This is a genomic window from Methylobacterium sp. NPDC080182 (assembly GCF_050281105.1).
GTDB lineage: Bacteria > Pseudomonadota > Alphaproteobacteria > Rhizobiales > Beijerinckiaceae > Methylobacterium.
In genome coordinates this window covers 367,227-382,974 of record NZ_JBNNWO010000003.1, presented here as the reverse complement: position 1 = coordinate 382,974, position 15,748 = coordinate 367,227, and the positions used below count along the sequence as shown (strand labels likewise).

Genomic DNA, 15,748 nt, shown 5'->3' with positions numbered 1-15,748 from the left:
GTTCGATCCGCCGCCGATGCCAGAGGTCCACGCCGGCTCCTACAAGGAAGCGATCCTGTTTCTCGTCACAGCGGGCATCGTGGTGCCGCTGTTCCACCGCCTGCGGATCTCGCCGGTGCTCGGCTTCATCGGCGCCGGGGCCCTGCTCGGACCCTTCGGCCTCGGCCGGCTGGCCGACACCTATCCCTCCGTACACCTCTTCACCATCGGCAACCGGGCCGAGATCTCGCACCTCGCCGAGTTCGGCGTGATCTTCCTGATGTTCATGATCGGGATCGAGCTGTCGTGGGAGCGCCTGCGGGTGCTGCGCCGGCTGGTCTTCGGCCTCGGCTCCCTGCAGGTGGGCTGCTCCGCGCTGATCCTCGGGGCGATCCTCTACGGGCTCAACGTGCCGATCACCGGCGCGGTGATCGTCGGCATCGGCCTCGCGCTGTCGTCGACCGCGGTGGTCCTGCCGGTCCTCGCCGAGCAGAAGCGGCTGAACGCGCCGACCGGGCGCACGAGCTTCGCGGTGCTGCTGTTCCAGGACCTGGCGGTGGCCCCGGCCCTGTTTGCGATCGCGGTGCTCGGCCGCGACGATGGCGGCGACAAGGGCTGGGCCCTCGCCCTGGCGCTGGGCCAGGCGGCGATCGCGCTGGCCCTGATCGTGGTGGCGGGCCGCCTCGCCCTGCGCCCGCTGTTCCAGCTCGTGGCGCGCACGCGCTCCACCGAGCTGTTCATGGCCGCCTGCCTGCTGGTCATCGTCGGCACGGCGCTGACCGCGGCGGCGAGCGGCCTGTCGATGACGCTCGGCGCCTTCGTGGCCGGCCTGCTGCTGGCCGAGACCGAGTACCGCCGGGCCATCGAGGCGACGATCGACCCGTTCAAGGGCCTGCTGCTCGGCGTGTTCTTCGTCTCGGTGGGCATGAACCTCGACCCGGCGCAGCTGATGGCGACGCCGGGGGCGATCATCGGCCTGTCGCTGGCGCTGGTCCTGATCAAGGCCGCCGTGGTGATGATGGCGGCCCCCGTGCTGAAGATCCCCCGGCCGGTGGCGCTGGAGACGGCGCTCCTCCTCGGTCCGGGCGGCGAGTTCGCCTACGTGCTGATCGGCGGCGCCATGGCCACCGGCCTAGTGCCGGAGGAGGTCGGCGCGGCGGCCCTCGTGGTGACCACGGTCACGATGATCATGATCCCGGCGCTCGCCGCCGTCGGCCGCCGGCTCAAGCTGCGGGCGACGGCCAGTGCCCAGGCCACCGCCAAGGCGGAGCCGGTGCCGGAGCGCGTGGGGAACCGGGTGATCGTCGCGGGGTTCGGCCGCGTCGGCCGGCAGGTCGGCGAGATGCTGGAGCGGCACAAGATCCCGTACATCGCCCTCGATTCCGACGCCGCGCGGGTGGCCGAGCAGCGCCGCGCCGGGGCGCCGGTCTATTTCGGCGACAGCGGCAACACCGAGATGCTGCGCCGCTGCGACATCGCCACGGCCCGGGCGCTGGTCGTCACCCTCGACAATCCCCGCGCCGTCGAGGCGGCGGTGGCGGCGGCCCGCGCCGAGCGGCCGGACCTGACCATCGTGGCCCGGGCCCGCGACGCCCGCCACGCCTCCTCGCTCTACGAGCTCGGCGTCGACGACGCGGTGCCGGAGACGATCGAGGCCTCGCTGCAGCTGTCGGAGGCCGTTCTGGTCGATGTCGGCGTGCCGATGGGGCTGGTGATCGCGTCGATCCACGAGCGGCGGGACGAGTACCGCGCCCTGCTGAAGAAGCGCGAGGGCGAGTCGAAGCCGATCTTCCGGGCCCGCCGGACCGTCGGGAAGGCACTCGGCAAGGCCCCGGTCAAGCGGGAGCCCGAGCGCCAGGAGGCGGCCGGCCAGGAGGCCTGAAGGGGCGGCCTGAGGGGGCGGCCTGAGGCGGGAGATCCGAGCGGAGGTCCCGGGGGCCCCGCTCAGATCAGGACCGGGTGCGCGTCCTCGTGCTTGGCCCGCCGCGCCGCGCGGCTGCGCGGCGCCGGCTCGAACCCGTCGGCGAAGCTGCACCGGTAGACCAGCTCGTCCGCCGGCCCGAGGCCGGTGACCAGGGGCACCGTCACGGTGTCGCCGGAGAAGCGCCAGCCGCGGGCGCCCTTGTCCCAGTAGAGCCAGACCGTCCCGGGATAGCCCCGCAGGGTGAAGACCGCGGCCTTGCGCGACAGGGCCTGCACCGCCCGCGGGGCGTACATGCCCTTGTCGCGGTAGGCGTCCCGGGTCGCCTCCGGCTGGCGGTCCATGAAGGTGTTGCGCACCAGCTGAATCGTCGCCCCCGGCTTCCCGAGAAACCGCTTGAATTCCGTCAGATTCCGCAGGATGACCGCCATCGCAGGTCTCCTCGCTAGCTCCGTGTCGGCCGCGCTGCCGCGTCCGCACATACTCGATGTCCCGAGTTGAGCGATTCCCATGACCGATTGAGTGACTGGGCGAGGCTTGTCCGGTCACATATCAACAGATTCGACGACTTATGCCCAGGTTATGAGTCCCATCGGGTCGGAGAGACTCGTTTGGGCGCCGGAATCGGTGGTGCCGACGGGGCTGAATCTTGTCGACCATCGGCGAAGACTCGGAAGTCCTTCGGAAAAGTCCTGCCACGCTCGGCGGCGCGCCGACCGATTCGCGCGGGCTTGACCCGGACGCCCGGCTGGCGCGTTCTCCCGGCATGCTGCTGCAGTTCTTCACGGCCCTCCGGGACGCCAAGGTCCCCGTCTCCCTGAAGGAGTACCTGACCCTGCTCGGCGCCCTGGACCGGGGCCTCGCGGAGCATGACGTCGAGGCGTTCTACTTCCTGTCGCGCACCGCGCTGGTGAAGGACGAGGCGCATCTCGACCGGTTCGACCGGGTGTTCGGCACGGTGTTCAAGGGGCTGGGGACCCTGGGCGAGGCGGTCGAGCCCGCCGCGATCCCGGAGGAATGGCTCAGGAAGCTCGCCGAGAAGTACCTGACCGAGGCCGAGAAGGCGGAGCTGAAGGCGCTCGGCTGGGACAAGCTGTTCGAGACCCTGAAGCAGCGCCTCGCCGAGCAGAAGGGGCGCCACCAGGGCGGCTCGAAATGGATCGGGACCGGCGGCACCTCGCCCTTCGGCGCCTACGGCTACAATCCCGAGGGCATCCGCATCGGCCAGGACGGCAACCGCAACTTCCGGGCGGTGAAGGTCTGGGACAAGCGCGAGTTCAAGGACCTCGACGACGACCGGGAGATCGGCGCGCGCAACATGCGCCTGGCGCTGCGGCGCCTGCGCCGCTTCGCCCGGACCGGCGCGGCGGAGGAGTTCGACCTCGACGGCACGATCCGCGCGAGCGCCCGCCAGGGCTACATCGACGTGAAGCTGCGGCCGGAGCGGCGCAACGCCGTGAAGGTGCTGCTGTTCCTGGACGTCGGCGGCTCGATGGACTGGCACATCGAGCAGGCGGAGGCGCTGTTCTCGGCGGCGCGCTCGGAGTTCAAGCACCTCGCGCACTACTACTTCCACAACTGCCCCTACGAGGCGGTCTGGACCGAGAACCGGCGGCGCCACGAGGCCAAGACGCCGCTCCTCGACGTGATCCGCACCTACGGCAGCGACTACCGGCTCGTCTTCGTGGGCGACGCCTCGATGAGCCCCTACGAGATCGCGACGCCCGGCGGCTCCGTGGAGCACTGGAACGAGGAGGCGGGTGCCACCTGGATGCAGCGGCTCCTCGACCATTTCCCGAAGGCGGCGTGGCTGAACCCGGTGCCCGAGACGCACTGGGGCTACACGCAGTCGATCGGCATGATGCAGCGGCTGGTCGCCGGTCGGATGTTCCCCCTCACCCTGGACGGGCTCGACGCCGCGGCGCGGGCGCTGGTGCGATGACAGGTGCCTTTACGGCCTCACAGCGCGACGCGACCGGAGGCGATGCCGTCCTCGCGAGCGCAGCGAAGCGATCCAGCAGCGCCGCATACGCGGACGTCGCGCCACCCCGGGTCGCTTCGCTGCGCTCGCGAGGACGGGCGGGGATCGCGCAACCGAGACGGTTTCCGTCTCAGCCCTGCTGGGACGGCGTCGTCACCACGAGGCCGTCCATCGCCGGCGTGATCTTGATCTGGCAGGAGAGGCGGGAATTCTCGCGGACGTCGCTGGCGAAATCCAGCATGTCCTGCTCCATGTCCTGCGCCTTGCCGACCGTGTCGATCCAGGCGTCGGCCACGTAGACGTGGCAGGTGGCGCAGGCGCAGGCGCCCCCGCACTCCGCGTCGATGCCCGGGACGTTGTTGCGCATAGCCGTCTCCATCACGGTCGCGCCGACGCTGCCTTCGACGGTCCGTTCCGTCCCGGCGTGGTCGACGTAGGTGATCTTGGGCATGCTGGGGGCTCCGGGCTCGCGTCGAGCGCAATCTGTCCGACGGGCGGCGTGCCTGCTTGGCGGCTGGAAACGCGGAATGCAAGCGCGGCATTAGACACCGGTCCCGGATCGATCGCCGCATTGGGCGACACCGTCAGGCGCGCGCCTCCGCGATCTCCGCCAGCGCCCGCGCGACCGCGGCCGCGAGGTCGTCGACCGGCACCGCCCCGGCGCCGGCGCGCAGGCGCGTCTCCGCGGCGTCCGCGAGCGCCCGCACGTGGATCGCCCCGACGCCCGCGGCCGAGCCCTTCAGGGTGTGGGCGAGGTCGGCGCGCTGCGCCCGCGGCAGGGCCGGGTCGGCGAGGCGCGGCAGGATCGACCGGCACTGGCCGGCGAACAGCTCCAGGACCTCACGGGCCAGGTCGGCGTCGCCGCCGGTCTGGGCCTCGAGTTCCGCGGGGTCGATGGCCTGCATGTTCGGGCTCCCGGCATCCGGATTCGTCGGGGATTGCGGATCTGATCCACACAATTCACCCCCTGATTCGCCGGGTGGGGATCGCGCCCGACCCCTCCCCTGCGGCAGGATGGTGGAGGCGGCGAGCGACGGGCCCGGTAACCATTCGGTTAACCTTTTCTGGGGCCGGTCGAGGGCTCGGGTATCGGCAGTCGCTGCCCGAGTTTAGTCTTGTAATGGTAAACGGGGCGTTGCGTCTCCGGCTCAAGCCTCTCCAGGCGCCGGTGAACCCGTGTAACGAGGCGTTGTATGGCGACCGAGAAGAAGCTGAAGGACCCGGCCGAGGCCGCGCTCTCTGCGATCGAGCAGGCGCTGAACCTCGACGCCCTGACGCCGAACGGCACCGACGGTCGCGCCGAGCCGCGCCTGCCCGATGTCGGTGACGCCGACCCGCTGCGCGACGGCGGTCTCGACGCCGGCCGGACCATGCCGCCGCGCCTCGACCTCGACCCGCCGCTCGCCTCCGACCTGCCGCCGCCGGGCCTGGACCGCCCCCGCCGCGAGGGCGGCCTCCTGCCCCCCGACCGCTCGCTCGTGGCCAACGACGACCGGCGCAACATCGGCATCCTGCAGCAGACCCTGCGGGTGCGCTCCTCGCCCAAGCCCTACCTGCTCGCCCTCGCGGCCGGCGCCGTCTGGATCGGCGCCCTGGTGCTGATCGCGTGGTCGAAGTCCGACGGCGACCTGCGCGCCGTCCTGTCGGGCCTCTCGGCCCTCCAGGCGAGCGTCGGCGCCGCGGCCCTGTTCGGCCCGGTGGTGCTGTTCGTGATCGCCGCCATGCTGGCGGTGCGCGCCCAGGAGATGCGCCTCGTCGCCCGCGCGGTCGGCGAGGTCGCGGTGCGCCTGGCCGAGCCCGAGAGCTTCTCCACCGACGCGGTCCTGACCATGTCGCAGACGGTGCGCCGCGAGGTGGCTGCGGTGGGCGACGGCGTCGAGCGGGCGCTCGCCCGGGCCGGCGAGCTGGAGACCCTGGTGCGCGGCGAGATCGCCACCCTGGAGCGGGCCTATTCCGACAACGAGATCCGGATCCGCTCCCTCGTGGACGAGCTGGTGGCCCAGCGCGAGGCGATCGTCACCAACGCCGAGCGGGTGCGCAGCGCCATCACCGGGTCGCACCAGAGCCTGAGCCAGGACCTGGAGGGCGCCTCCGACCGGATCGTCTCCGCGGTGACCAGCGCGGGCGAGCGCGTGACCGGCGCGCTGGAGACCCGCGGCGCCGCGATCACCGCCTCCCTGGGCGAGGCCGGCGACCGGGTGGTCAACCTGATGACCGCCCGCGGCAGCGACCTGATCGACACGCTGGCGGCCACCAGCCAGGAGGTGCGCGGCAGCTTCCAGGAGGTCGGCGAGACCCTGACCCGCAGCTTCGAGGACCGCGCCGGCACGGCGACCGGCGCCTTCCAGGCCGCCGGCACCGCCCTGGCCGAGCGCCTGTCGGAGAATGCCGGCGCCCTCACCCGGACCCTGGAGGAGACCGGCAGCCGCGTGAGCGACGCGCTGGAGCGCCAGGCCGGCACGGTGCGCGAGACCTTCGAGCGCTCCATGACGGGGCTCGAATCCGCCTTCCTGTCGCGCGGCTCGGAGCTGACCGAGCGCTTCGGCGCGATGGGCGCCGAGATCACCGCCCGCTTCGCCGAGACCGGCTCGGCCCTGACCCAGGACATCGCCGGCCGCGGCCTCGCGCTGCGCGCCGAGATCGAGAGCGCCGGCCTGTCGGTCGCCGAGACGATCGAGGGCCGCGGGCGCGACGCCCAGGCCGCCCTGGCGCTCGCCGCCAGCGGCGCCGGCGAGACCCTGGCGGCCCGCGCGGGCGCCGTGCGCGACGACCTCGTCGGCACCGCCGAGCGGATCGCCGAGGCCCTGTCGGAGCGCGGCGGCGCCCTCGCCGAGCGGATGGACGGCATCGCGGCGCGTCTCGACGAGACCGTGACGGTCCGGGCCGCGGACCTGGAGCACCGGGTCGCGGCGGCGGCCGAGCAGGCCGGCGGCAGCATCGCGCACCGGACCGAGACGGTCGCGGCCAACCTCGAGGCCGCCTTCGCGGCCCTGGGCCGGGGCTTCGAGACGGGGGCCTCCTCCGCGGTCCAGTCGCTGCGGGGCACCGTCGAGGGCCTGTCGGGTGAGATCGACGGCCGCACCGCTGAGGCGGTCGCGGCGCTCCGGCGCGGGGCCGAAGCGGCCACCGATGCCCTGCGCGGCACGGCCGAGGACGCCACCGGCGCGGTCGAGGCCCGGACCCTCGAGGCCGTGCGGGTGTTTGAGCGCCGGGTCGCGGATTCCGCCGCCGCCCTGTCGGCGCGGACCGAGGAGGCGGCCGCCGCACTGCGGGCCGCCGCCGATCAGGCGAGCCAGGCCGCCGAGACGCAGACGCGGGACGCCGCCGCCCGGCTCGCCGCGGCCCTGGACACCCTGCGCACCGCCTCCGGCGAGGTCACCGGCGCGGTCGAGGCCGAGACCGCGATCCTCACCGCCCGGTTCCGCGACGCCGCCGACCGGGCCGGCACCGAGCTCGGCGCCCGCGGCACGGACGCCGTCGCGGCGGTCCGCGCCGCCCTGGACGATCTCAACCGCGAGCTCGCCGCCCGGACCGGCGACGCCACCGGCAGCCTCGCCGAGGCCGCCCGCGCGATCTCGGCCGACCTCGCCGCCCGGATCGGCGAGATGGAGGCGGCCTTCGGCGAGCACGGCCGGAGCGTCGCCGAGCTGCTCGCCGGCCACGCCGACGAGACCCAGGCCCGGATCAGCGGCACCGGCCGCGACATCGTGCTCGCCGTGGCGAGCCAGGGCGCCCGCATCGCCGACACCCTCAGCCAGACCGGCGCGAGCTTCGCCGAGACCGCCGACGGCCGGGTCCGGGCGATCGACGAGACGCTGGGCAACCGCCTCGCCGCCCTGCAGGAGACCATCGCCCGCGGCGACATCCTGGCCGACCGGATCAACCGCGACACCGCCGCGCTGGGCGAGACCGTCGGCGCCCGGCTGGAGGAGATGGACCGCCTCCTCACCGGCAAGGGCGAGGCCGTCGCCGAGACGATCGCCACCCGGGCCCGCGAGGCCGGCAGCCTGATCGAGACCCATCTCGGCGGCCTGGAGACGCGCTCGGCCGAGCGGGCCGCCGCCATCGCGGCCGCCGTGGCGGCGCTGGTCGGCCAGATCGACGACCATCTCGGCAGCCGCGCGAACGCCGTGGACGACGCGCTGCGCGCCCGGACCGACGAGATGGCCCGCGTCATGGCCGAGGGCCATCGCGGCCTGATGGAGATGCTGGAGGGCCGCACCTCCGGGCTCGGCCAGGACATCGCCCGCCACACGGGCGAGATCGCCCGGCGGATCGAGGAGAGCGCCGGCCATTTCGACACCGGCGTCATCGGCCGCCTGCAGGCGATCGCCGAGACCCTGGACCAGCGCGCCCGCCTCGTGGACGAGAGCTTCGGCGTGCAGGCCTTCGAGGCGATCCGCCTGATCGAGGCGCGCACCCGCGCGGTGGACGAGGAGCTGGCCGGCCGGACCCGCGACCTCGTGGCGATGATCGCCGACCGGACCGGCGGCCTCGACGGCGCCATGGCCGAGCGCGTCCGCGCCCTCACCGGCACCATCGAGGAGGCCACCCGCGGCCTCGAGGCCGCGCTGGCGAACCGCGCGGATTCGATGATCCGCCTGGTGGACGAGCGCACCGAGAACGCCGACGCGGCGCTGGCGGCCCGCACCGAGGCCGTGCACGCGGCCTTCGCGGAGCGCGCCGAGCTCATCGGCCGCCTGATCGACGAGCGCATCGCCGCCATGTCGGGCGAGCTCGACGAGAAGGGCCGCGCCGTGTTCGGGGCGATCGGCGGCCGGATCACCGAGCTCGCCCGCCTGCTCGACCGCGGCGGCACCTCGCTGGCCGAGCTCATCGACCAGCGCGGCGAGAGCGTGCTCGCCAAGCTCCAGCAGACCATCGCGGACGCCGAGCGGATGCTCGATGCCGGCGAGGGCCGCCTGGGCCACACCCTGTCGAGCCGCACGGCCGACATCAGCGGCCTCCTCGACGAGGGCGTCCGCTCGGTCCACACCCTGCTGGACGACCGCACCAACCAGATCCGCGTCCTGCTGGACGACCATGCCGGCACCCTGGCCGCCACCCTGGACGGCCGGATGGGCCCGATCCACGAGGCGCTGGACGGCCGCGGGCAGGCGATGGTCGCCGCCCTGGAGGGCGCGTTCGGCTCCGCCACCGGCGCCCTGGACGACCGCACCCGCCAGCTCGGCAGCCTGTTCGACGAGCGGCTGGGCCACCTCGAGAGCCTGGTCGACGGCCGCGGCACCCGCCTCGCCGACACCCTCACCGCCCGGGCCCAGGCCCTGCGCACCCTGTTCGAGGAGGCCCAGTCGGCCCTCGACGGCGTGGTCGAGGGCGGCGGCGGCCGCTTCGCCGCCGCGGTCGACGCCCGCATCCAGTCCCTCCGCGCGGTGCTGGAGGAGGCGCCGGCCGCCGTCTCGGCGCTGGTGGAGACCCGCGAGCGCCAGCTCGCCGCCACCCTCGACGCCCGCACGCAGCGCCTCCACACCCTGTTCGAGGAGGCCCAGGCCGGCCTGCGCGACCTCGTGGACGGGCGCGGCCAGGAGGTCGCCGACGCCATCGCGGCCCGGACCGAGGGCCTGCGCACGACCCTCGACGCGGCGCCTGCCCAGATGGCGGACCTGCTGGACACCCGCCTGTCCGACCTCCAGGGCCTGTTCGAGCGGGCGCAGGGCGAGATCGACCGCCTCGTGGACACCCGCGGCCGCCAGATCGCCGGCACGATCGAGCACCGCACGCAGGCGCTCCAGACCACGATCGAGGGCGTGAACCCGGCGATCGCCGGCCTGCTCGAGGAGCGCGAGAACCGCCTCGCCGAGACCCTCAAGGAGCGGACGGGCGAGCTGCAGACCCTGTTCGACCGGGTGCAGAACCGCCTCGGCGCCCTGGTCGAGGGCACCGGCCGCGACGTGTCCGAGCGGGTCGACGCGCGCGTCGAGACCCTGCGGGCGACCTTCGAGCAGGCGCGCGCCGCGATCGAGGGCCTGCTGGAGGACCGCGGCCAGGCCCTGGTGGCGGCCGCCGAGGGCCGGACCGGCGCCCTGGTGGAGGTGTTCGACGCCCGCCTGCGCGCCCTCGACGGTGCCGTCGAGGGCCGGACCGGCGCCCTGGTCGAGACCTTCGACGCCCGCCTGCGCGCCCTGGACGGCGCCGTCGAGGGGCGGACCGGCGCCCTCGTGGAGACCTTCGATGCCCGGCTGCGGGAGCTGGACGGCGTGGTCGAGGGCCGCACCGCGGCCCTGGCGCAGGCCGTCGAGGCGCAGAGCGAGGCCCTGGCCCGCGGCGTCGACGCCCGCGCCGACGCCTTCACGCAGCGCATCGACAGCCGCATGCGGCTGTTCGCGACCCTGGTGGCGCAGCGCGCCGACACCCTGGCCACCGCCTTCGACGACCGCCACGAGGCCTTCGCGGGCCTCATGGACGAGCGCACGGCGTCCCTGGTCGCCGCCCTCGACGAGCGGGCCCGCGCCCATGCCGAGCAGGTCGAGGCCCACAACGCGGCCCTGGCCGAGACGCTCAGCCGCCGCGAGGCCGCGCTCGCCGGCCTGATCGACGCCCGCACCGAGGCCCTCGGGGCCGGGTTCGAGCGCCGCGCTACGGCGCTCGGTGCCCTGGTCGACGCCCGCGGCGAGGCCCTGTCCCGCCGCCTCGCCGAGAGCGCCGAGACCCTGGTGCGCGCCATCGAGGAGCGCGGCGGCGCGCTGCTCGCCAGCGTCGAGGGCAGCGGCCGCGCCGTCGGCGACAGCCTGGAGGGCCATGTCGAGCGCCTGCGCGGCGCCATCGACGGGCCGATGATGGACCTGTCGCGGGCCCTGTCGGACCGGGCCGAGGCGATCGAGCGGACGCTCGCCGAGACCGGAATGCCGCTCGCCGAGAGCCTGCGGGAGCGGACCGAGGAGCTGGCCGTGCAGTCGCGGGCCTCGGCCGAGCTGCTGCGCGCCGCCGTCGAGGACGGCGCGGGCCGCACGCTCTCGGAGCTGTTCGAGACCAACGACCGGATGGGCCGCGAGCTCGGCGCGCTGCTGCAGCGGATCGAGGCCGCCAACACGGCGCTGACCGACCTCGTGGCCGGCGCCGACACCAATCTCGGCGCGATCGAGCAGGGTCTCGCCGGCCGGATCGAGCAGGTCCAGGGGGCGCTGGAGCGCATCGCCGCCGAGACCGGCCGGGCCAGCGCCGGCGTCTCGGCCCAGGTCGAGGCCCTGCGCGGCGCCGCCGACGGGGCGCTCAGCGAGGCCTCGCGCCTCGCCGAGACCCTCGACGGCCGCGGCCGCTCCCTCGGCGAGCAGACCGCCGCGCACGTGGCGGCCCTCGACCGGGCCGCGGCCTCCCTGGCGGCCATCGAGGAGCGCCTCGACTCGGCCCTGTCGGGCCGCGAGACCAAGCTGACCGAGGCGCTGGCCGCGTTCGAGGCCCGGGCCGCCGCCCTGGAGCAGAACGGCACCGCCCTGGCCCAGACCATCGAGCAGACCCTGCGCGCCGCCGAGGAGCGTGCCCGCAGCGTCGGCGAGTCCCTGGCCCAGTCGGCCCAGGGCGCCGGGGCCTCGGTGACGAGCGCCTTTGCCGACCTGAAGGACAGCGCCAGCGCCGAGGGCGAGAAGGCCGCCCAGGGTGTCCGGCAGGTCATCGAGGAGGCGGCCCGCGAGATGCGCAGCGGCTTCCAGGAGGCCCAGGCCAGCTTCGGCGACTCCTTCTCGGCCCTGCGCGAGATGGCGGGCTCGATCCGCGGCGAACTCGACGCGACCCGCGCCGAGCTCGCCAAGGGCGTCCTCGAGCTGCCGCGCGAGACGCAGGACGCCACCGGCGAGATGCGCCGGGTGGTGGCGGACCAGATCAAGGCCCTCAACGAGCTGTCGTCCCTGGTCTCCCGCTCCGGCCGCTCGGTCGACGTCGCCCAGCCGCAGGCGCAGGCGCAGCCCCAGCGCCGGGTCGCGGAGAGCGGCGGCCGCGCCGTCGCGGCGGCGGCGCCCGCCGCGGCCCCGGTCGCACCGGCGATGCCGACGGCGGCCCCCGCGGCTCCGGCCCTGCCGGCGCCCGCGGCGACGCCGCGGCCCGCCACGGCCAAGATCGAGGCGCCGCGCCCGTCCGCGACCGCCCGCCCGGCGCAGGCCGGCGACAAGCGCGGCTGGCTGTCCGACCTGCTGACCCGCGCCTCGCTGGACGACGACGAGGAGCCGGCGGCCGACGCGCCGGCCGCCGCCCCGGCGCCCGCGCCGGCGGCCCGCCGCCCCGCGGTGGCGGCCGCCGAGACCGGGCGGATCGCCCTCGACACGATCTCGACCGACATCGCCAAGATGATCGAGCACCGGACCGCGGTCGACCTGTGGGAGCGGTACCGCCGGGGCGAGCCGAACCTGTTCGACCCGCGGATCTACACGCCGCAGGGCCGGGCCACCTTCGCGGAGATCCAGCGCCGCTACAGGACCGATGCGGAGTTCCGCCGCAGCGTCGACCGCTACGTCAGCGAGTTCGAGCGCCTGCTCGGCGACGTGGTCAAGAACGACAGCGACGCCAAGCGCACCGACGCCTACCTGACCTCGGAGACCGGCAAGGTCTACACCATGCTGGCCCATGCCAGCGGGCGCTTCGACGGGGCGTAGGACCGATCCCGCCGGGGCCGCTCGCGGCGCCGGCGGGTCCCGCACCGGGGACGACGAGACCCGCCCCGCGCTCAGAGCAGGCCGAGGCCGACCAGCTCGCGCCGCAGGGCCTCGGGCATCTCGGCGAGGTCCCCCGAGGCCTCGGCCCCGAGATCGGCCGGCGCGTCGCGCGCCGTGAGGTAGCGCCAGCCCTGGAACGGCCGGTAAGGCCGGGGCGCCACCGGGACGAGCCGGGGATCGAAGACCAGCCGGCAGCGCGGGATGCCGTCCTCCCCGGTGAGCGGCTCGATCGCGGTGATTGCCTGCCTGCAGGACAGCGTCCCGCGGATCACCCAGTAGATCGAGCCCTGCCCGGTGATCTCCCGGTGGCGCTTGGGCAGGGTGCGGGTGACGTGGAACGGGGCCGCTTGCCGTCCGTCCCGGAGCGCCTCCGCGCGGAAGCGGGCCTGCCGGGCCTCGAGATCGGCGATGGTGGCGGGGCCGACGCAGAGCTTGATCAGGTGCAGGGCCACGGATGCGCGTGCTCGGGGGTGCCGGGGGCGCTCCTGATAGCAGGGTCCGCGCCGGCGCGCGCCTGTCGAACCGCGCCGGAGCGCCGGCGCCGGGCCGGACCCGTCAGGCGAAGAGCGCGAGCCGCTGCTCCGGCGTCAGCGCGTCGATCTCGGCGAAGCTCAGGGCCGGCTCCTCCGGCGGCATCGCCGGCTCGGGGGCGGCCGCGACGGTCTCGCCCCAGGTGAGGTCGGCCATATCGCGCGCGATGTCCCGCTCGACGTCCGCCTCGAACGCCTCCTCGATCGCGGTGGCGGGCTCCGGCGCGTCCGCGGCGGACGGATCGGCGACGGGAAGGGAGGCGACCTCCGGAGCCGGCTCCGGCTCCGGGGCGGCCTCGAGATCGACCGCCCAGTCCGCTTCCAGATCGGCCTCCAAGTCGGCCTCCAAGTCGGCCTCCAAGCCGGCCTCCAAGCCGGCCGCGGGTGCGGCCTCCGATCCGTCCCCCGGCGCGGCGAGGTCCGGCTCCGGGGCGAATGCCAGCGCGGCCGCTCCCGCCGGCTCGGACACGGCGTCCGGCTCGGCCTCCGCCACCGGCTCCGGAGCGGCCGGCGCTTCGGCCGCGACCTCTGTCTCCGGCTCGGCCTCCGGCGCTCGGGCCTCCGCCTGGACCGGCAGGAACACCAGATCCTCGTGCAGCGCCGGGCTGCCGGGGCGGGCCACGAGGGCCGCCACCGTGACGGCCGGCACGTCCATGGCGATGTAGCGGTCGATGTCGCTCTGGTTCAGATCGGCCGGCTCGCCGGCCGGCCGCGCGCCCCGGTGGGGCGGCACCCGCACCGCGTCCTCGCCCCAGATGGCGATCATCGCGGAGACCCGGTCCTCCAGGTAGCGCAGCGTGTAGACGATCCGGGCAGTGCGCTGCGCGGTCAGGTCCTGGAAGGAGCAGGCCGTGTAGATCGCGGTCGCGTGGCGGTCGAGGGCGTCGCAGGCCTGCGCGTCGGCCCCGCGCTCGCGCAGGGTCCAGGCTGCCTCCTGGATCGACTCGGCGGCGCTGAGGATGTCGGAGGTGGCCTGCTCGGTCTCGCGCACGATGGCGTCGAGGGCGAGGGACGCCTGCGTCAGCCGGGTCTCGTCGCCGTTCGGGGTGTTGAGCGCCGCGATCTCGCCCTTGGTCCGGCTGATCGCGTCGGCCATGTCGAGGAGATTGCCGCGCAGGTGCCCGAAGGCCTCCTGCCCGCGGTCGGCGGTGACGCTCCGCTCCAGCCGCGCGATCGCCCCGAGCAGCACCTCGGTCTCGGCGCCCCGGTTGCGCCGGGCGTACTCGGCGAGGAACCAGCGGCCGCGCTCGCTGGCGCTGATCGTCGCCTCGATCGCCTCGTACTCGGCCGAAGCGTGCGCGCTCGGGTTGACGGAACCGAACATGGGCCTCTCTGGACGCTGAATGCGGGCGCGGCGGCGGCCCCGATGCGCGCCAATCGCGGCGAATTTGACAGAGGGCCTTTAACGGGCGCTTACGGACGCCTTCCCGGTCCCGCCTCCCTGCTCACCCCGCTCGTCGAGACCCGCCTTGCCCCGCCCGTCCGGCCCGGCGCGCCTGTCGCTGCTCTACGCCGTGGTGTTCACCGAGATCGGCATCGCGATGCCGTTCATGCCCCTGTGGCTCGACGCCCTGGGGCTCGATGCCCGGGTGATCGGTCTCCTCCTCGCCCTGCCGATCGCCACGCGGATCGCCGCCACGGCGCCGCTGATGAGCCTCCTCGACCGCGGCCTCGGGCCCCGGCGGCTGATCCTGCTCGGCAGCCTCGCCTTGAGCCTGACCTACGCGCTGATGCCCGCCGCGGCCGGGATCGGGTGGCCGCTGCTGGCCGGGCTGATCGTGCTCAACGCGGTCGCCGGCGCGCCGCTCGTGCCCTGCATCGACTACCTGACGCTCGCGGCCGTGCGCCAAGACGCCCGCCTGACCTACGCGCGGATCCGGATGGCGGGCTCCATCGCGTTCCTGCTGGCGAACCTCGCGGGCGGGCTGCTGCTGACGGCGCTCGGCGGCCGGCTCGCCGTGCCGCTGCTCCTGACCGGCCTCGCCCTCGGCGCGGGTCTGGTGGCGTGGCGCAGCCGCGTGGTGGCGGCCCTGCCGCCGTCGGCGGCGGGCGACGGCCGGACGCGGCTGCCGCGGCGGCTCTGGCTGTGCATCGGCGCGGCGGCCGCGATCCAGGCGAGCCACGGGGCGATCTACGGGTTCGGCAGCATCTACTGGACCGGCCAGGGCATCCCGCCGACCTGGGTCGGCGCGCTCTGGGCGATCGGCGTCCTGGCCGAGATCGCCCTGTTCGCCGGCCTCCCCGCCCTGCCCGCCGCCTGGCGCGGCCCGGTGCGGCTCCTCGGCGCCGGGGCCGTCGCGGCGATCCTGCGGGCGATCGGCATGTACCTCCTCGGCGACCACCTCGCGGCGCTGGTGCCGCTCCAGTGCCTCCACGGCCTGACCTTCGGGGCGACCCAGCTCGGCGCCATGGCGGCCGTTTCAGCCTACGCCCCCGACGGCGCGCGGGGCCGGGCGCAGGGCACGCTCAGCGCGGTCAATGCCGGGATCTCGGTGGTCGCGACCCTGGGGAGCGGCGTCGCCTACCGGGCCGGCGGCCCCCTCGCCTTCCTGCTGATGGCGCCGCTCGCCGCCGCGGGCCTGGGCCTCGCCCTGGCCTCCCGCCGCGCGCGGGGGGTGAGGTTGGAGACGGATCGTCAACCGTAATGTCGTCATAACCGCCGGGCAGGGTGGTG

General features: G+C 74.8%; 9 protein-coding genes. 4 read left to right on the top strand and 5 right to left on the bottom strand.

Features of this window, described 5'->3' with window-relative positions; all coding sequences use genetic code 11:
* Positions 1-16: 16 nt before the first annotated feature.
* A complete protein-coding gene (locus tag ACQKQD_RS07890) occupies positions 17-1,861 on the top strand; it encodes a cation:proton antiporter (RefSeq protein WP_042671514.1) in 1,845 nt (614 codons plus the stop codon).
* 62 nt (positions 1,862-1,923) lie between these two features.
* On the opposite strand, the gene ACQKQD_RS07885 is transcribed toward ACQKQD_RS07890, so the two are convergent.
* The gene (locus tag ACQKQD_RS07885) at positions 1,924-2,331 is read right to left on the bottom strand and encodes a hypothetical protein (protein WP_020092348.1); all 408 of its coding nucleotides are present in this window, start codon (positions 2,329-2,331) and stop codon (positions 1,924-1,926) included.
* Positions 2,332-2,666: 335 nt separating this feature from the next.
* On the opposite strand from ACQKQD_RS07885, the gene ACQKQD_RS07880 reads away from it, so the two are divergent.
* Positions 2,667-3,842 carry a vWA domain-containing protein gene (locus ACQKQD_RS07880; protein WP_427508025.1) on the top strand — a complete coding sequence of 392 codons (1,176 nt, stop codon included), beginning with the start codon at positions 2,667-2,669 and terminating at the stop codon, positions 3,840-3,842.
* 169 nt (positions 3,843-4,011) lie between these two features.
* Here ACQKQD_RS07880 and ACQKQD_RS07875 read toward each other — a convergent pair whose 3' ends face one another.
* The gene (locus tag ACQKQD_RS07875; protein WP_020092346.1) at positions 4,012-4,332 is read right to left on the bottom strand and encodes a 2Fe-2S iron-sulfur cluster-binding protein; all 321 of its coding nucleotides are present in this window, start codon (positions 4,330-4,332) and stop codon (positions 4,012-4,014) included.
* A gap of 133 nt (positions 4,333-4,465) precedes the next feature.
* Positions 4,466-4,786: an Hpt domain-containing protein gene (locus ACQKQD_RS07870; protein ID WP_091680223.1), complete on the bottom strand. Its 321-nt coding sequence runs from the start codon at positions 4,784-4,786 to the stop codon at positions 4,466-4,468.
* A gap of 288 nt (positions 4,787-5,074) precedes the next feature.
* On the opposite strand from ACQKQD_RS07870, the gene ACQKQD_RS07865 reads away from it, so the two are divergent.
* Positions 5,075-12,484, top strand: coding sequence for a hypothetical protein (locus ACQKQD_RS07865; RefSeq protein ID WP_427508024.1), 7,410 nt, complete (start codon positions 5,075-5,077; stop codon positions 12,482-12,484).
* 71 nt (positions 12,485-12,555) lie between these two features.
* On the opposite strand, the gene ACQKQD_RS07860 is transcribed toward ACQKQD_RS07865, so the two are convergent.
* Together ACQKQD_RS07860 and ACQKQD_RS07855 are read right to left on the bottom strand one after the other, a co-directional pair.
* Complete coding sequence (locus ACQKQD_RS07860) at positions 12,556-12,996, bottom strand: DUF1489 family protein (protein WP_091977177.1); 441 nt, start codon at positions 12,994-12,996, stop codon at positions 12,556-12,558.
* A 103-nt stretch (positions 12,997-13,099) separates the two neighbouring features.
* Positions 13,100-14,398 (bottom strand): hypothetical protein, encoded by a 1,299-nt coding sequence (locus ACQKQD_RS07855; RefSeq protein WP_427508023.1) that lies wholly within the window; start codon positions 14,396-14,398, stop codon positions 13,100-13,102.
* A 145-nt stretch (positions 14,399-14,543) separates the two neighbouring features.
* On the opposite strand from ACQKQD_RS07855, the gene ACQKQD_RS07850 reads away from it, so the two are divergent.
* Positions 14,544-15,719, top strand: coding sequence for an MFS transporter (locus tag ACQKQD_RS07850; RefSeq protein WP_427508022.1), 1,176 nt, complete (start codon positions 14,544-14,546; stop codon positions 15,717-15,719).
* The last annotated feature ends 29 nt before the right edge of the window (positions 15,720-15,748 follow it).

Bases quoted from the DNA above. Each gene is read 5' to 3' on its own strand.
- ACQKQD_RS07855 (WP_427508023.1), bottom strand. From the start codon at position 14,398: ATGTTCGGTTCCGTCAACCCGAGCGCGCACGCTTCGGCCGAGTACGAG.
- ACQKQD_RS07865 (WP_427508024.1), top strand. From the start codon at position 5,075: ATGGCGACCGAGAAGAAGCTGAAGGACCCGGCCGAGGCCGCGCTCTCT.
- ACQKQD_RS07885 (WP_020092348.1), bottom strand. From the start codon at position 2,331: ATGGCGGTCATCCTGCGGAATCTGACGGAATTCAAGCGGTTTCTCGGG.
- ACQKQD_RS07890 (WP_042671514.1), top strand. From the start codon at position 17: ATGCCAGAGGTCCACGCCGGCTCCTACAAGGAAGCGATCCTGTTTCTC.
- ACQKQD_RS07880 (WP_427508025.1), top strand. From the start codon at position 2,667: ATGCTGCTGCAGTTCTTCACGGCCCTCCGGGACGCCAAGGTCCCCGTC.
- ACQKQD_RS07875 (WP_020092346.1), bottom strand. From the start codon at position 4,332: ATGCCCAAGATCACCTACGTCGACCACGCCGGGACGGAACGGACCGTC.
- ACQKQD_RS07870 (WP_091680223.1), bottom strand. From the start codon at position 4,786: ATGCAGGCCATCGACCCCGCGGAACTCGAGGCCCAGACCGGCGGCGAC.